At 70.0% G+C, this 15,871-nt stretch carries 16 protein-coding genes; 13 read left to right on the forward strand and 3 right to left on the reverse strand.

The window, feature by feature from the left end; genetic code table 11:
• The first annotated feature begins 20 nt into the window (after positions 1 to 20).
• Positions 21 to 716, forward strand: a complete 696-nt coding sequence (locus Saso_RS21380; protein ID WP_189925438.1) for a demethylmenaquinone methyltransferase — start codon at positions 21 to 23, stop codon at positions 714 to 716.
• An 18-nt stretch (positions 717 to 734) separates the two neighbouring features.
• On the opposite strand, the gene Saso_RS21385 is transcribed toward Saso_RS21380, so the two are convergent.
• Positions 735 to 1,052, reverse strand: coding sequence for a PASTA domain-containing protein (locus Saso_RS21385; protein WP_268253236.1), 318 nt, complete (start codon positions 1,050 to 1,052; stop codon positions 735 to 737).
• Positions 1,053 to 1,194: 142 nt separating this feature from the next.
• A complete protein-coding gene (locus Saso_RS21390; RefSeq protein ID WP_189925434.1) occupies positions 1,195 to 1,701 on the reverse strand; it encodes a GNAT family N-acetyltransferase in 507 nt (168 codons plus the stop codon).
• A 97-nt stretch (positions 1,702 to 1,798) separates the two neighbouring features.
• Here Saso_RS21390 and Saso_RS21395 point away from each other — a divergent pair, with 97 nt between their 5' ends.
• Positions 1,799 to 3,121, forward strand: a complete 1,323-nt coding sequence (locus tag Saso_RS21395; protein ID WP_189925432.1) for a geranylgeranyl reductase family protein — start codon at positions 1,799 to 1,801, stop codon at positions 3,119 to 3,121.
• A gap of 249 nt (positions 3,122 to 3,370) precedes the next feature.
• On the opposite strand, the gene Saso_RS21400 is transcribed toward Saso_RS21395, so the two are convergent.
• Positions 3,371 to 4,174 carry a C40 family peptidase gene (locus Saso_RS21400; protein WP_189925430.1) on the reverse strand — a complete coding sequence of 268 codons (804 nt, stop codon included), beginning with the start codon at positions 4,172 to 4,174 and terminating at the stop codon, positions 3,371 to 3,373.
• A gap of 739 nt (positions 4,175 to 4,913) precedes the next feature.
• Between Saso_RS21400 and Saso_RS21405 the strand changes: the two genes are divergently transcribed.
• From Saso_RS21405 to nuoK, 11 genes are read left to right on the forward strand one after another with little or no spacing between them, the layout of a single operon-like run.
• Positions 4,914 to 5,273 carry an NADH-quinone oxidoreductase subunit A gene (locus Saso_RS21405; protein WP_007383963.1) on the forward strand — a complete coding sequence of 120 codons (360 nt, stop codon included), beginning with the start codon at positions 4,914 to 4,916 and terminating at the stop codon, positions 5,271 to 5,273.
• Positions 5,274 to 5,286: 13 nt separating this feature from the next.
• Entirely contained in the window at positions 5,287 to 5,841 is a 555-nt protein-coding gene (locus Saso_RS21410; protein WP_020130138.1) for a NuoB/complex I 20 kDa subunit family protein, read from the forward strand.
• Complete coding sequence (locus Saso_RS21415) at positions 5,838 to 6,623, forward strand: NADH-quinone oxidoreductase subunit C (RefSeq protein ID WP_359769080.1); 786 nt, start codon at positions 5,838 to 5,840, stop codon at positions 6,621 to 6,623. Before Saso_RS21410 ends, Saso_RS21415 begins: the two co-directional genes overlap by 4 nt.
• Positions 6,620 to 7,993, forward strand: a complete 1,374-nt coding sequence (locus Saso_RS21420; protein ID WP_189925428.1) for an NADH-quinone oxidoreductase subunit D — start codon at positions 6,620 to 6,622, stop codon at positions 7,991 to 7,993. Before Saso_RS21415 ends, Saso_RS21420 begins: the two co-directional genes overlap by 4 nt.
• Positions 7,990 to 8,877, forward strand: coding sequence for an NADH-quinone oxidoreductase subunit NuoE (nuoE, locus tag Saso_RS21425; RefSeq protein ID WP_189925426.1), 888 nt, complete (start codon positions 7,990 to 7,992; stop codon positions 8,875 to 8,877). Before Saso_RS21420 ends, nuoE begins: the two co-directional genes overlap by 4 nt.
• The gene (nuoF, locus tag Saso_RS21430) at positions 8,877 to 10,226 is read left to right on the forward strand and encodes an NADH-quinone oxidoreductase subunit NuoF (protein WP_189925424.1); all 1,350 of its coding nucleotides are present in this window, start codon (positions 8,877 to 8,879) and stop codon (positions 10,224 to 10,226) included. The genes nuoE and nuoF overlap by 1 nt, the downstream gene beginning before the upstream one ends.
• Positions 10,223 to 12,727, forward strand: a complete 2,505-nt coding sequence (locus Saso_RS21435) for an NADH-quinone oxidoreductase subunit G (RefSeq protein WP_189925422.1) — start codon at positions 10,223 to 10,225, stop codon at positions 12,725 to 12,727. The genes nuoF and Saso_RS21435 overlap by 4 nt, the downstream gene beginning before the upstream one ends.
• Positions 12,724 to 14,085, forward strand: a complete 1,362-nt coding sequence (gene nuoH, locus Saso_RS21440) for an NADH-quinone oxidoreductase subunit NuoH (protein WP_189925420.1) — start codon at positions 12,724 to 12,726, stop codon at positions 14,083 to 14,085. Before Saso_RS21435 ends, nuoH begins: the two co-directional genes overlap by 4 nt.
• Positions 14,078 to 14,728 (forward strand): NADH-quinone oxidoreductase subunit NuoI, encoded by a 651-nt coding sequence (gene nuoI, locus Saso_RS21445; protein WP_189925418.1) that lies wholly within the window; start codon positions 14,078 to 14,080, stop codon positions 14,726 to 14,728. Before nuoH ends, nuoI begins: the two co-directional genes overlap by 8 nt.
• A complete protein-coding gene (locus tag Saso_RS21450; protein WP_189925416.1) occupies positions 14,725 to 15,567 on the forward strand; it encodes an NADH-quinone oxidoreductase subunit J in 843 nt (280 codons plus the stop codon). The genes nuoI and Saso_RS21450 overlap by 4 nt, the downstream gene beginning before the upstream one ends.
• Entirely contained in the window at positions 15,564 to 15,863 is a 300-nt protein-coding gene (nuoK, locus tag Saso_RS21455; protein ID WP_020130147.1) for an NADH-quinone oxidoreductase subunit NuoK, read from the forward strand. Before Saso_RS21450 ends, nuoK begins: the two co-directional genes overlap by 4 nt.
• The last annotated feature ends 8 nt before the right edge of the window (positions 15,864 to 15,871 follow it).

Here is a 15,871-nt window from a genome sequence, read left to right on the forward strand (position 1 = left end):
GGGGCTGCCACAATGGGCGGGTGACCCGTGCTTCCCTGAACAAGCAGCCCCACGAAGTCGCCTCGATGTTCGACCGCGTGGCGGAACGGTACGACCTGACCAACGACGTCCTGTCGCTCGGCCAGGACCGCAGGTGGCGCAAGGAGGTCGCCAGGGCGGTGGACGCCCGCCCCGCCCAGAAGGTCCTGGACCTCGCCGCGGGCACGGCGACGTCCTCCCTCCCCTTCGCGCGGACCGGCGCCTACGTCGTCCCCTGCGACTTCTCCCTCGGCATGCTCCAGGTCGGCAAGAAGAACCACGCCTGGCTGCCGTTCACGGCCGGTGACGCCACGAGGCTGCCCTTCAAGGACGACGTCTTCGACGCCGTCACCATCTCCTTCGGCCTGCGCAACGTGCAGGACTTCGACGCGGGGCTGCGCGAGATGTACCGGGTGACCCGCCCCGGCGGCCGCGTCGTGATCTGCGAGTTCTCGCACCCGACCTGGGCGCCCTTCCGGACCGTCTACACCGAGTACCTGATGCGCGCCCTGCCGCCGGTGGCCCGCGCCGTCTCGTCCAACCCGGACGCCTACGTCTACCTCGCCGAGTCCATCCGCGCCTGGCCCGACCAGTCCGCGCTGGCCGGACACCTGCGCAAGGCCGGCTGGTCGAAGGTCGCCTGGCGCAACCTCACGGGCGGCGTGGTGACCCTGCACCGCGGCTTCAAGGAGGCCTGAGACCGCGGTCGCCCCGCCTCATCCGGTGATCGCCTCGAACGGCAGCCCGGGCGGCCGGTCCAGTTCGCGCTGGAGCCCGCCTCCGCCCGGCCGGGGCACCCGCGGCTCGCGCACGCCCGCGCCTCCGCCGCCCTCGCCCTCGCCGAACTCGAACCACACGGTGACGACGGCGCCCCGCGGCACCTCGACCCCGGGCGGCGGGTACTGGCGCACGACGTAGTCCACGACCGCGCGATGGAACTCCGGCCGGTCCGGCGCGGCCAGCAGCACGCCCCGCGCCGCGGCCGCCTCGCGCGCGTCGACGGCCATCAGACCGACGAGTCTCGGCACGAGCACTTCGGGTGTTTTTGGTGGTATGGGCACAAATGTCACCCCCAGCGGTACTGGAAGGGTAACCGCCCGGGGGTGCCGTCCGGAAGTAGCGGGTGTCTTTCTGTAGCCGACGACTACAGAGGGTGACCGGTGGGGCGGGCGGAGATCACCAGGTGAGGCGGTAGCAGCGCCCTTCCCGCTGCGACCTCGGCGTGGTGAAGACCTCCGCGAGCCGCATGCCCAGCCGTTCCGTGACGGCGATGGAGCGCGCGTTGCGCGCGTCGACCATGGCCACCACCCCGGGCACCCCGGCAGCCCGGACCCGCTCCAGTGTCATCCGCGCGGCCGCCGTCGCGTACCCCCGGCCCCAGTGCTCGCGTCCGAGCCGCCACCCGATCTCGATCTCGCCCTTGGGGCCCCAGTCCTGCGGCCACGGCTGGGCGCCCGTGAACCCGATGACCCGGTCGTCGCGGTCCAGCATCGTCCACAGGCAGAAACCGTGCTCCGCGTCGTGCCGGCGCTGGCGGGCGGTGAGTTCCTCGTAGGCCGACAGCTCCGCGGACCGTCCGCCGTGGAACTCCATCACGTCCGGGTCGTCGAACGCCCGGTGCCAGGCGACCGCGTCCTCGTCCGTGGGGACACGCAGCCGTACTACGGGGAGAGCTCTGTTCACGGGGCAGCCCTTCAGCCGGGTGATCAATTCTGCTGAATAGACTGCCCATGTCCAGTGCCGGCCGGCACGCAGATTACGAACTTGGGGAGATCCCGCCGTGACCGAGCCCCACTCCGAGTCCGCCTCCGAGACCGCCCCCGAGTCCCTCGCCGCGAACACCGCGGACGTCATCGTCGTCGGCGCGGGACCGGCCGGTTCCACGACCGCGTACTACCTCGCCAAGGCCGGACTCGACGTACTCCTGCTGGAGAAGACCGAGTTCCCGCGCGAGAAGGTGTGCGGCGACGGCCTCACCCCGCGCGCCACCAAGCAGCTCGTGGCCATGGGCATCGACATCTCCGAGGAGGCCGGCTGGCTGCGCAACAAGGGCCTGCGCATCATCGGCGGCGGCGTCCGTCTCCAGCTCGACTGGCCCGATCTCGCCTCCTTCCCGGACTACGGGCTCGTCCGCAAGCGGGACGACTTCGACGAGCAGCTCGCCCGGCAGGCCCAGAAGGCGGGCGCCCGCCTGTACGAGCGCTGCAACGTGGGCGCCCCGATCGTCGACGACCGCACCGGCCGCATCGTCGGCGTGCACGCCAAGCTGGGCGAGGAGAAGCGCGAAGTCACCTTCCGCGCCCCGCTCGTGGTGGCCGCCGACGGCAACTCCACCCGCCTCTCGCTGGCGATGGGCCTGCACCGCCGCGAGGACCGCCCGATGGGCGTCGCGGTCCGCACCTACTTCACCTCGCCGCGCCACGAGGACGACTACCTGGAGTCCTGGCTGGAGCTGTGGGACCGCCGCGGCCCGGGCGAGGACCGTCTGCTGCCCGGCTACGGCTGGATCTTCGGCATGGGCGACGGGACGTCCAACGTGGGCCTGGGCGTGCTGAACACCTCCGACTCCTTCAAGGAGCTCGACTGGCGCGAGGTCCTCAAGGCCTGGTGCGCGTCCATGCCGGAGGACTGGGGATACACCCCCGAAAACATGACCGGCCCGATCCGCGGGGCCGCCCTGCCGATGGCCTTCAACCGCAAGCCGCACTACACCAAGGGCCTGCTGCTGGTCGGTGACGCCGGTGGTCTGGTGAACCCCTTCAACGGCGAGGGCATCGCCTACGCCATGGAGTCCGGGCAGATCGCCGCCGACGTCATCGTCCAGGCCCACGCCCGCGCCACCCCGGGCCAGCGCGAACTGGCCCTCCAGCGCTACCCGCAGATCCTCGCCGACACCTACGGCGGCTACTACACGCTGGGCCGGGCCTTCGTGAAGCTCATCGGCAACCCGAAGGTCATGAAGATCGCGGCCCAGCGCGGTCTGACCCACCCGCTGCTGATGAAGTTCACCCTGAAGATGCTCGCGAACCTGACGGACCCCACGGGCGGCGACGCGATGGACCGCATCATCAACGGCCTGAGCAAGGTGGCGCCCAAGGCGTGACCCTCCGGGAGGGGGAGTGCCTCCCGATCCGCGGCCCGGCGTGCGAGGACCCTCCCGCCGGGCCGCACCCTGTCCGCGGCCCTCGCGCCCGCCCGGGCCCGCTCACGGGCGCCGGGACGGCGCGGCGTTGACGAAGTGTCGGACATGTCGGGACACGGCTGGGCGTCCCGGGCAGCACGAAGGGCCGCTGCCCCCGAGCGGCTGCGGCCCTTGCGTGCGTGAGGTGCCCCAGAAGGGCACCAGGGGGTGTCAGAGCACCCGGACCGCGCCGGTCGGCGGGTCGTACGACAGCGGCTTCTCGGCGACGCCGGTGGACGGGTTCTGCGCGCCGACGAACATGCCGTCGCCGACGTACACCGCCACGTGGTACGCGCTGCCCGCGCTGCCCCAGTACAGGATGTCTCCCGGCTGGAGGTTGTCCAGTGACACCTGGGTGCCGAAGGTGGACTGGTCCTGGGAGACGCGCGGCAGGTCGACGCCGACCTGCTTGAACGCGGTCTGCATCAGGCCCGAGCAGTCCCACGAGTTGGGGCCCGTGCCGCCGGAGACGTAGGCGTCACCGATCTGCGCCTTCACGAAGGCGATGACGGCCGCGGCCGAGCCGGTCGCGGTGGAGCTGCTGGAGCTGGGGGCGTCCGCGCTGCTCGCCGTCGTGGAGAGCGTGGTCCGCTCCGCGGAGCGCGTGGCGCGCTCGGCGGCGGCCTTGCGGGCGGCCTCGCTCTTCTTCTTCGCCTCGGCCTTGGCGTGGGCGAGGTCCTTCTTGGCTTCCTTGGCGGCCGCGGAGGCGGCCGCGTCACGCTCGGCGTGGAGCTGGTAGTTCGCCGCGGCCTGCTGCGTGGCCTGAGCGGACTGCGCGACCTGGGCGGCCAGGTCACCGGTGAGCACGGGCAGTTCGAGCGTCTGCGTCACCGGCTCGGCGGCGTTGGCCGTGCCGGCTGCTGTGGCGACGGCCAGCGTGCCGAGGACACCACTGGCGACTCCGGCCCGCATCGCGATCGTCGACGCGCTGCGGCGGGGTTTCCGGTGGCTGCGTATGTGAGCGGTGTGGGACATGGGTACAACCGGTATCAGGGGCTCCTCCATACCTTCAAGAAACGTGTGGTGCGCCACAGTTGTTCAACGGGCGGCCCAAATTCCTTGCCGCGGGTTCTTATTGACGCCGTAACGGACATTGCGGACTCAGGTGATCAAGCCTGTGATCATGGACTTTCGTCGATACGCCCGGATTGCCCGCCGCCTACCACCGGTTGAGACCGTTGGCCAAGCCCGCTTCTTGGGCGCCTCTCACGGATGTGGCGCACATCACGGAACGGTCACCGTGACCGCCGCGTCCCGCGCGAGCGGTACGGCGGCCTCCGCTCGTGAACGCGTGCACACGTCCACATCCGGCCCCCGTCTCCCCCTGATGTGTGAACGCGCGCCACTATCAGGGCCCCCCGTCCATCGCCAATTTGCATGCAAGGGAAGCCTCTTGATATGGAGACGACCCGCGTTTCCTGCGGTGACGAGCGTAAATGTCACTTCTTGTGATCACTCTGACGCTTCGCGTACGAAGATCACCGTCGATATGACTTCATGATCCTTCGTCAGGTGGTGGAGATCACAAAGCTTGTGTAATACCCCGTGTCGCAGATCACAGAGCGGCGGGCATAAGATGCGAGGCAGTTGGGCTTGTGACCTGCTTCACATGTTCGCGATCTTCGCCGGGACGGGCGGGGTTCACGTACCTGCGGGGCGGGCCGATCCCACGTCATCGCCAGCAGTCAGTGCCGACTGAGAGGAGCGAGGAGCGGTGAACGCGTATGCGCCCATCCTCGTACTGGGAGCCCTCGGGGCAGGCTTTGCGATCTTCTCCGTGGTCATGGCCACGCTGATCGGGCCGAAGCGGTACAACCGCGCCAAGCTCGAGGCCTACGAGTGCGGTATCGAGCCGACCCCCACGCCGGCCGGCGGCGGGCGCTTCCCCATCAAGTACTACCTGACGGCGATGCTCTTCATCGTCTTCGACATCGAGATCGTCTTCCTCTACCCCTGGGCCGTCACCTTCGACGCCCTGGGTGTCTTCGGGCTCGTGGAGATGTTGCTCTTCGTGCTCACCGTCTTCGTGGCGTACGCGTACGTATGGCGGCGCGGCGGCCTGGAATGGGACTGAGGGGCCTTTAGTCATGGGACTCGAAGAAAAACTGCCGAGCGGATTCCTGCTGACCACCGTCGAGCAGGCCGCGGGCTGGGTGCGCAAGGCGTCCGTCTTCCCCGCCACGTTCGGCCTCGCCTGCTGTGCCATCGAGATGATGACCACCGGCGCCGGCCGCTACGACCTGGCGCGCTTCGGCATGGAGGTGTTCCGGGGGTCGCCCCGCCAGGCCGACCTGATGATCGTCGCCGGCCGGGTGAGCCAGAAGATGGCGCCGGTGCTCCGGCAGGTCTACGACCAGATGCCGAACCCCAAGTGGGTCATCTCCATGGGCGTGTGCGCGTCCTCCGGCGGCATGTTCAACAACTACGCGATCGTCCAGGGCGTCGACCACATCGTGCCCGTCGACATCTATCTCCCGGGCTGCCCGCCGCGCCCCGAGATGCTGATGGACGCGATCCTCAAGCTCCACCACAAGATCCAGAACGGAAAGCTGGGCGTGAACGCCGAAGAGGCGGCCCGCGAGGCGGAGGAAGCGGCGCTCAAGGCCCTGCCCATGATCGAGATGAAGGGGCTGCTGCGGTGAGCGACGCGAACGGCACCCACGGCGCGAACGGCTCGGCGGACGGGGTGAACGGCTCCTCGGAGGGGGTGAACCCCGAGAAGGACCTCTCCGCCTCCAACCTGCCCGGCCAGCGCGGCCAGGGGGGCGAGGAGGTCCGCGTCCAGCGCGGCATGTTCGGCGCCGACAATGGTGGCGACACCTCCGGCTACGGCGGACTGGTCCGCTCCGTCCGGCTCCCGGGAGCGGCGAGCCGGCCCTACGGCGGCTGGTTCGACGAGGTCGCCGACGAACTCGAGGGCGCGCTGGAGGAGCAGGGACTGCTCCCCGCCAACGCGATCGAGCGGGCCGTCGTCGACCGGGGCGAGCTCACCTTCCACATCGAGCGCGAGCATCTGCTCCGGGTCGCCCGCACCCTGCGCGACGACCCCGCCCTGCGCTTCGAGCTGTGCACCGGCGTCAGCGCCGTGCACTACCCGAACGACAAGGGCCGCGAGCTGCACGCCGTCTACCACCTGCGCTCGATCACCCACAACCGGTTGATCCGCCTGGAGGTAAGCGCCCCGGACGCCGACCCGCACATCCCGTCCCTGGTCTCCGTGTATCCCACGAACGACTGGCACGAACGCGAGACCTACGACTTCTTCGGGATCGTCTTCGACGGCCACCCGGCCCTGACGCGGATCATGATGCCGGACGACTGGCAGGGCCATCCGCAGCGCAAGGACTACCCCCTCGGCGGCATCCCCGTCGAGTACAAGGGCGCCCAGATCCCGGCTCCGGACCAGCGGAGGTCGTACTCATGAGCACTCCCCACCCGTCGCCCGGCCACGCCTCGTCGAGTCCCTCCGGGACCACCTCTTCGATGGCATCCGCACGTGAGACCACCGAGGGCACGGTCTACACGGTCACCGGTGGCGACTGGGACGAGGTCGTCCAGTCCGCGGCCCGCGCCGACGACGAGCGCATCGTCGTCAACATGGGTCCCCAGCACCCCTCCACCCACGGGGTGCTCCGTCTGATCCTGGAGATCGAGGGAGAGACGGTCACCGAGGCCCGCTGCGGCATCGGATACCTCCACACCGGCATCGAGAAGAACCTCGAGTACCGCACGTGGACCCAGGGCACCACCTTCGTGACGCGCATGGACTACCTGACGTCCTTCTTCAACGAGACCGCCTACTGTCTCGGCGTCGAGAAGCTCCTCGGCATCGAGGACCAGATCACCGAGCGGGCCAAGATCATCCGGGTGCTCCTGATGGAGCTGAACCGGATGTCCTCCCACCTGGTGTGCGTCGCCACCGGCGGCATGGAACTCGGCGCGACCACGATCATGATCTACGGATTCCGTGATCGTGAAATGATCCTCGACATCTACGAGCTCATCACGGGCCTGCGGATGAACCACGCGTACATCCGCCCCGGCGGACTCGCCCAGGACCTGCCGCCCGGCGCGGTGGACCAGATCCGCGAGTTCGTGAAGAAGATGAAGAAGAACCTTCCCGAGTACGACAAGCTCGCCACCGGGAACCCCATCTTCAAGGCCCGGATGCAGGACGTCGGCCATCTCGACCTGGCCGGCTGCATGGCCCTCGGCGCCACCGGCCCGATCCTGCGCTCCACCGGCCTCCCGCACGACCTGCGCAAGGCGCAGCCGTACTGCGACTACGAGACGTACGACTTCGACGTCCCGACCGCGGACTCCTGCGACTCCTACGGCCGCTTCCTCATCCGGCTGGAGGAGATGCGCCAGTCGCTGCGGATCGTCGAACAGTGCCTGGACCGGCTCCAGCCCGGCCCCGTCATGGTCGCCGACCGGAAGATCGCCTGGCCCGCCCAGCTCGCGCTGGGCCCCGACGGTCTCGGCAACTCCCTCGACCACATCAAGAAGATCATGGGCACCTCCATGGAGGCCCTGATCCACCACTTCAAGCTGGTCACCGAGGGCTTCCGCGTACCGCCGGGACAGGCGTACGCGGCCGTCGAGTCGCCCAAGGGCGAACTCGGGGTGCACGTCGTCTCCGACGGAGGCACCCGCCCCTACCGGGTCCACTTCCGGGACCCGTCCTTCACCAATCTTCAGGCCATGGCGGCGATGTGCGAGGGCGGCCAGGTGGCCGACGTCATCGTCGCCGTCGCGTCCATCGACCCCGTGATGGGAGGCGTCGACCGGTGACCACCTCTTCTTCCGAGCGGGGCGTCAGCCTGGGCATGCCCGAACTGCCCGCGCCCGCCTACCCGGACGACGTCCGGGCCCGGCTGGAAACGGACGCGCGCGAGATCATCGCGCGCTATCCCGACTCCCGGTCCGCGCTCCTGCCGTTGCTGCACCTCGTGCAGTCGGAGGAGGGACACGTCACGCGCACCGGGATGCAGTTCTGCGCGGACGTGCTGCGCCTGACCACGGCCGAGGTCACCGCGGTCGCCACCTTCTACACCATGTACCGGCGCCGCCCCAGCGGTGACTACCAGGTCGGCGTCTGCACCAACACGCTGTGCGCGGTGATGGGCGGCGACGCGATCTTCGAGGAACTCCAGGAGCACCTCGGCGTCGGCAACGGCGAGACCACCGACGACGGCAAGATCACCCTCGAGCACATCGAGTGCAACGCGGCCTGCGACTTCGCGCCGGTCGTGATGGTCAACTGGGAGTTCTTCGACAACCAGACCGTGCAGAGCGCCAAGCGCCTGGTGGACGACCTGCGGATCGGTCGCACCGTCACCCCGACGCGTGGTGCGCCGCTGTGCACCTTCAAGGAGACCGCCCGGATCCTGGCGGGCTTCCCCGACGAGCGGGACGGGGCCGTCGAGGCCGGCGGCAGCGCGGGACCGGCCTCCCTGGTGGGCCTTCGCCTGGCCAAGGGGGAGACCGCACCCGCGCGCGTGGTCCACCCCCGCGACGGCGGCCCGCACGACGAGCCGCACGGCAGGACGCCCGGCGACACCGCACCGCACGAACCGTCACCCGGCGAACACCTCAGTTCGCACGACGCGCCGCAGGACACGTCGGCCTCCGACCCGGCCCACCCGGCAGGGCCCACCGCCGAGGAGGGGGAGTGATGACCTTGGCACCCGAGCTGAAGGGCGGCAGCCCGGAGAAGCTGCTCGCACCCGTGCTGTCGGCCTTCTGGGACGAGGACCGGTCCTGGAGCCTGGACGTCTACCGCAGGCACGAAGGGTACGAGGGCCTGCGCAAGGCACTCGCCATGTCGCCGGACGACCTGATCGCGTACGTCAAGGACTCCGGTCTGCGGGGCCGGGGCGGCGCGGGATTCCCGACCGGAATGAAGTGGCAGTTCATCCCGCAGGGCGACGGAAAACCGCACTATCTCGTGGTCAACGCCGACGAATCGGAGCCCGGGACCTGCAAGGACATCCCGCTCCTCTTCGCGAACCCGCACAGCCTCATCGAGGGCATCGTGATCGCGTGCTACGCCATCCGGTCGTCGCACGCTTTCATCTATCTGCGGGGCGAGGTCGTCCCCGTTCTGCGGCGGCTGCACGAGGCCGTGCGCGAGGCCTACGCGGCGGGGTACCTCGGCGAGAACGTCCTGGGCAGCGGACTCGACCTCGAACTCACCGTGCACGCCGGCGCCGGCGCGTACATCTGCGGTGAGGAGACCGCGCTGCTCGACTCGCTCGAAGGCCGCCGTGGGCAACCGCGGCTGCGCCCTCCCTTCCCTGCCGTCGCGGGCCTGTACGCGTGCCCCACTGTGGTGAACAACGTGGAATCGATCGCCTCGGTTCCCGCGATCCTCCAGAACGGCAAGGAGTGGTTCAGGTCGATGGGGAGCGAGAAGTCCCCGGGCTTCACGCTCTACTCGCTCAGCGGCCATGTCGCCTCCCCCGGCCAGTACGAGGCCCCGCTCGGCATCACCCTGCGCCAGCTCCTCGAGATGAGCGGCGGCATGCGGCCCGGACACCGGCTGAAGTTCTGGACGCCCGGCGGCTCCTCCACGCCGATGTTCACCGAGGAGCACCTCGACGTCCCTCTGGACTACGAGGGAGTCGGCGCCGCGGGTTCCATGCTCGGCACGAAGGCCCTCCAGTGCTTCGACGAGACGACCTGCGTCGTACGGGCCGTGACGCGCTGGACCGAGTTCTACGCCCACGAGTCCTGCGGCAAGTGCACCCCCTGCCGTGAGGGCACCTACTGGCTCGTGCAGCTGCTGCGCGACATCGAGGCCGGCAAGGGCGCGATGTCCGACCTCGACAAGCTCAACGACATCGCCGACAACATCAACGGCAAGTCCTTCTGCGCCCTCGGCGACGGCGCGGCCTCGCCGATCTTCTCCTCGCTCAAGTACTTCCGCGAGGAGTACGAGCAGCACATCACGGGCCGCGGCTGCCCCTTCGACCCGGCCAAGTCGACGCTCTGGGCGGACAAGCACACGGAGGTGAACGCATGACGGTGACCACCAGCGCTCCCTCCGGGGGCGGCGAGGCGGCGGTCCCGCCGGAAGATCTCGTCACGCTGACGATCGACGGCGCCGAGATCAGCGTGCCCAAGGGCACCCTGGTCATCCGGGCCGCGGAGCAACTCGGCGTCGAGATCCCCCGCTTCTGCGACCACCCCCTCCTCGACCCCGCCGGCGCGTGCCGCCAGTGCATCGTCGAGGTGGAGGGCCAGCGCAAGCCCATGGCGTCCTGCACGATCACGTGCACGGACGGCATGGTGGTGAAGACCCAGCTCAGCTCACCGGTCGCCGAGAAGGCGCAGCACGGTGTGATGGAGCTGCTCCTCATCAACCACCCGCTGGACTGCCCGGTCTGCGACAAGGGCGGCGAGTGCCCGCTCCAGAACCAGGCCATGTCGCACGGCCAGGCCGAGTCCCGCTTCGAGGGCCGCAAGCGCACCTACGAGAAGCCCCTGCCGATCTCCACGCAGGTCCTGCTCGACCGCGAGCGGTGCGTGCTGTGCGCGCGCTGCACCCGGTTCTCCAACCAGGTGGCGGGCGACCCGATGATCGAGCTGATCGAGCGCGGCGCGCTCCAGCAGGTCGGCACCGGCGAGGGCGACCCCTTCGAGTCGTACTTCTCCGGCAACACCATCCAGATCTGCCCGGTGGGCGCGCTGACCTCGGCGGCGTACCGGTTCCGCTCCCGGCCCTTCGACCTGGTCTCCTCGCCGTCGGTCTGCGAGCACTGCTCCGGCGGCTGCGCCACGCGCACCGACCACCGCCGGGGCAAGGTCATGCGGCGACTGGCCGGCGAGGACCCCGAGGTCAACGAGGAGTGGATCTGCGACAAGGGCCGGTTCGCGTTCCGGTACGCGCAGCAGCGCGACCGGCTCGACACGCCCCTGGTGCGCAACGCCGAGGGGGAGCTCGTACCGGCCTCCTGGCCGGACGCGCTCCAGATCGCGGCCCAGGGCCTGCTGGCGTCGCGGGGCAGGACCGGCGTCCTGACCGGCGGCCGCCTCACCATCGAGGACGCCTACGCGTACAGCAAGTTCGCGCGCGTGGCGCTGGACACCAACGACATCGACTTCCGCGCGCGGGTGCACAGCGGCGAGGAGGCCGACTTCCTGGCCGCCCACGTCGCGGGCCGCGGCCGTGACCTCGACGGCACGGGCGTCACGTACACCCTGCTGGAGAAGGCGCCCGCCGTCCTGCTGGTCGGGTTCGAGTCGGAGGAGGAGGCGCCCGGCGTCTTCCTGCGGCTGCGCAAGGCCTGGCGCAAGCACGGGCAGCGGGTGTTCTCGCTCGCCACGCACGTCACACGCGGTCTGGAGAAGGCGGGCGGCACGCTGCTCGCGGCCGCTCCGGGGACCGAGACGGAGTGGCTGGACGCGCTCGCGGGCGGTGTCGGCTTGGAGGAAGCGGGCGGCACGGCCGCCGAGGCGCTGCGGACCGAGGGCGCGCTGATCGTCGTCGGCGAGCGCCTGGCCGGCGTGGCGGGCGGTCTGACCGCCGCCGTGCGGGCCGCCGCCGCGACCGGCGCGCGCCTGGTGTGGATCCCCCGCCGGGCGGGGGAGCGGGGCGCGATCGAGGCCGGCGCGCTGCCGTCGCTGCTGCCCGGCGGCCGTCCCGCCACCGACCCACGCGCGCGTGAGGAGGTCGCCGCCGTCTGGGGGCTGGCCCAGCTTCCGCACCGTCACGGCCGCGACACCGGTCAGATCGTCGAGGCGGCCGCGTCCGGCGAACTCCAGGCGCTGCTCGTCGCGGGCGTCGAGGTCGCGGACCTGCCCGACCCGGCACGTGCGCGTGCGGCACTCGCCGAGGCCGGCTTCGTGGTGTCGCTGGAGCTGCGGCCCGGCGAGGTCACCGAGCACGCCGACGTCGTCCTCCCGGTGGCCGCGGTCGCCGAGAAGGCGGGCGCCTTCCTCAACTGGGAGGGCCGGGTCCGCTTCTTCGGGACGGCGCTCAAGCCCGACCAGATGACCCGCCGGCCGGCCCCCGCCGACGCGCGCGTGCTCCAGATGCTCGCCGACGCCATGGACGTCCACCTCGGCCTGCCGGATCTGCGCACCACGCGCGCGGAGCTCGACCGGCTCGGCGCCTGGGACGGCCCCCGCGCCGACGCGCCCCGCGAGTCCGGTGTGCCGCTGCCGCGGCCCGCCGCGGGGGAGGCCGTTCTCGCCGGGCACCGGCTGCTGCTCGACCGGGGTCTCCTCCAGCAGGGCGACGAGGCGCTCGCCGGGACCCGGCACGCCGCGTACGCGCGCCTGTCGGCCGCCACGGCCGCCGAGGCGGGCGTCGAGGACGGCGACGTGCTCGCCGTGACCGGGCCCGCCGGAGCGGTCGAACTCCCGCTGGCGATCACCGAGATGCCCGACCGGGTGGTCTGGCTCCCGCTGAACTCCACCGGCGCCGGCGTCGCGTCCGACTCCGGGGCCACACCCGGCACCCTCGTCCGTATCGGCCCGGCGAAGACCGCCGCCGACGCCCCCAAGGAGGTGGAGGCGTGAGCCCGTACGTCGCCGCTGAGGACCTCTCGATGTTCGGCCACGACCCCTGGTGGCTGGTCGTCGTCAAGGCCGTCTTCTGCTTCGCCTTCCTGATGGTGACCGTGCTGTTCTCCATCGTCTGGGAGCGCAAGGTCGTCGCCTGGATGCAGCTGCGCATCGGTCCCAACCGGCACGGCCCCTGGGGCATGCTCCAGTCGCTCGCCGACGGCGTGAAGCTGATGCTGAAGGAAGACCTCATCGTCAAACGCGCGGACAAGGTCGTCTACGTCCTCGCGCCGATCGTCGCGACCGTGCCGGCCTTCATGGCGATCGCGGTGATCCCCTTCGGGCCGGCCGGCAACGAGGTCTCGATCTTCGGCCAGCGCACCACCATGCAGCTGACCGACCTGCCGATCGCGATGCTCTACATCCTCGCGGTCGCCTCCATCGGCATCTACGGGATCGTGCTGGCGGGCTGGAGCTCCGGCTCCACCTACCCGCTGCTCGGCGGCCTGCGGTCCTGCGCGCAGATGATCTCCTACGAGATCGCCATGGGCGCCGCGTTCGCCTCGGTGTTCCTCTACTCGGGGTCGATGTCGACGTCGACCATCGTCGAGCAGCAGCAGGACCGCTGGTACATCCTGCTGCTGCCGGTCTCCTTCGTCCTCTACGTCATCACGATGGTCGGCGAGACCAACCGCGCCCCCTTCGACATGCCGGAGTCCGAGGGCGACCTGGTCGGCGGCTTCAACACCGAGTACTCGTCGATCAAGTTCGCGCTGTTCATGCTCGCCGAGTACGTGAACATGGTGACGGTCTCCGCGGTGTCGACCACGCTCTTCCTCGGCGGCTGGCGTGCCCCCTGGCCGATCAGCACCTTCTGGGAGGGCGCGAACCACGGCTGGTGGCCGATGCTCTGGTTCGTCCTCAAGGTCCAGCTGCTGCTGTTCTTCTTCATCTGGCTGCGCGGCACGCTCCCGCGCGTGCGCTACGACCAGCTGATGAAGCTCGGCTGGAAGGTCCTGATCCCGGTCTCGGTGACCTGGCTGATGCTCGTCGCGACCGTGCGGACCCTGCGCAACGAGAACTACGACTTCGCCGACATCTTCCTCTACGTCGGCGGCGGCGCCCTGGCGCTGCTGGTGCTCTCCTTCGTCGTGGACATGTTCCGCAACGGGGGCAAGAGCGCACCGGCGCCCGCCGAACCCGCCGGCTTCGACCCGATGGCGGGCGGATTCCCCGTACCGCCCCTGCCGGGACAGGAACTGCCTCCGGTGCCCAGGCGCCGCTCGCGTCAGGAGCGGGAGCTCGTTGTCAGTGGTGGTACGGACACTGTGAGTGACGGATCGCGTGACGGAAAGGAGGCGTCCGATGGCTGAGGAGCCCAAGGAGGCCGGGCGGACGACGCCCGGGTTCCAGAACCCCGTGGCCGGCTTCGGCGTGACCTTCAAGGCCATGTTCAAGAAGCGGCTGACCGAGCAGTACCCGGAGCAGCAGAAGACCACCGCTCCCCGGTTCCACGGACGGCACCAGCTCAACCGCCATCCGGACGGCCTGGAGAAGTGCGTCGGCTGCGAGCTGTGCGCCTGGGCCTGCCCCGCCGACGCCATCTACGTCGAGGGCGCGGACAACACCGACGAGGAGCGCTACTCGCCGGGCGAGCGGTACGGGCGCGTTTACCAGATCAACTACGCGCGCTGCATCCTGTGCGGCCTGTGCATCGAGGCGTGCCCCACCCGGGCGCTGACGATGACCAACGAGTTCGAGCTGGCCGACTCCAGCCGCGCCAACCTGATCTACACCAAGGAACAGCTGCTCGCCGGTCTCGAGGACGGCATGGTCGACTCGCCGCACGCCATCTACCCCGGTACGGACGAGCAGGACTACTACCGCGGTCTGGTGACGGAGGCGGCGCCGGGCACGGAACGGCAGCCGGCCCTCTCCCAGGGCGAGGCCCCGCAGGAGGCCGCCGCCGACTCCGGTACGGACGAACCGGCGTCGGGGGAGGTGGTCGGACGATGAGCGCGCAGCTCGCCGCCTACTCCACCTCGACCGGCGAGGCCTTCCAGTTCTGGGTGCTCGGCACCGTCGCGGTGGCCGGCGCCCTGTGCACCGTGTTCATGCGCAGGGCCGTGCACAGCGCGCTCTGTCTCGCCGGAACCATGATCGTCCTCGCGGTGTTCTACCTGGCCAACGGCGCCTACTTCCTGGGCATCGTGCAGATCGTCGTCTACACCGGCGCGATCATGATGCTGTTCCTGTTCGTGGTGATGCTCGTCGGCGTCACCGCGGCGGACTCCCTGAAGGAGACCATCAAGGGACAGCGCTGGCTCGCCCTCCTCAGCGGCCTCGGCTTCGGCATCCTGCTGCTCGCCGGCATCGGCAACGCCTCGCTGACGGAGTTCACCGGCCTCACCGAGGCGAACGCCAACGGCAACGTGGAGGGTCTCGCGGCCCTCATCTTCACGAAGTACGTGTTCGCCTTCGAGATCACCGGCGCCCTGCTCATCACCGCCGCCGTCGGCGCGATGGTGCTCACGCACCGCGAGCGCACCGAACGGGCCATGACCCAGCGGGAGATGGCCGAGCGGCGGGTGCGCGAGGGCAAGCACGTACCGCCGCTGCCCGCGCCGGGCGTGTACGCGCGGCACAACGCCGTCGACGTCCAGGGCCTGCTGCCCGACGGCACCCCGTCGGAGCTCACGGTCAGCAAGACGCTCCGCGACCGCGGCCAGATGCGGGACGTGTCCGCCGACGCGCTGAACGACCTCAAGGCGCTGGAGCAGCGCGCCGAGGAGCGCCTGGAGCGTGCCGCGATCGCGCCGCCGCACCTGAAGCGGACCGAGGAGGCGTCGAAGTGAACCCCGTCAACTACCTGTACCTCGCTGCCCTGTTGTTCACGATCGGCGCGACGGGCGTGCTGATCAGGCGTAACGCGATCGTCGTCTTCATGTGCATCGAGCTCATGCTCAACGCCTGCAACCTCGCGTTCGTCACCTTCTCCCGGATGCACGGCAATCTCGACGGGCAGATCATCGCCTTCTTCACGATGGTCGTCGCCGCCGCGGAGGTCGTGGTCGGACTCGCGATCATCGTGTCGCTGTTCCGTTCCCGCCACTCGGCCTCGGTCGACGACGCCAGCCTGATGAAGCTGTAAGGGGTCGG

Origin of the sequence: Streptomyces asoensis, from assembly GCF_016860545.1 — a bacterium.
Taxonomy (GTDB): Bacteria; Actinomycetota; Actinomycetes; order Streptomycetales; family Streptomycetaceae; genus Streptomyces; species Streptomyces asoensis.

Excerpts from the sequence above, each read along its gene's own strand:
- Saso_RS21400 (WP_189925430.1), bottom strand. The coding sequence starts at position 4,174 with ATGTCCCACACCGCTCACATACGCAGCCACCGGAAACCCCGCCGCAGC.
- Saso_RS21410 (WP_020130138.1), top strand. The coding sequence starts at position 5,287 with ATGGGACTCGAAGAAAAACTGCCGAGCGGATTCCTGCTGACCACCGTC.
- Saso_RS21420 (WP_189925428.1), top strand. The coding sequence starts at position 6,620 with ATGAGCACTCCCCACCCGTCGCCCGGCCACGCCTCGTCGAGTCCCTCC.
- nuoF (WP_189925424.1), top strand. The coding sequence starts at position 8,877 with ATGACCTTGGCACCCGAGCTGAAGGGCGGCAGCCCGGAGAAGCTGCTC.
- Saso_RS21435 (WP_189925422.1), top strand. The coding sequence starts at position 10,223 with ATGACGGTGACCACCAGCGCTCCCTCCGGGGGCGGCGAGGCGGCGGTC.
- nuoI (WP_189925418.1), top strand. The coding sequence starts at position 14,078 with ATGGCTGAGGAGCCCAAGGAGGCCGGGCGGACGACGCCCGGGTTCCAG.
- Saso_RS21450 (WP_189925416.1), top strand. The coding sequence starts at position 14,725 with ATGAGCGCGCAGCTCGCCGCCTACTCCACCTCGACCGGCGAGGCCTTC.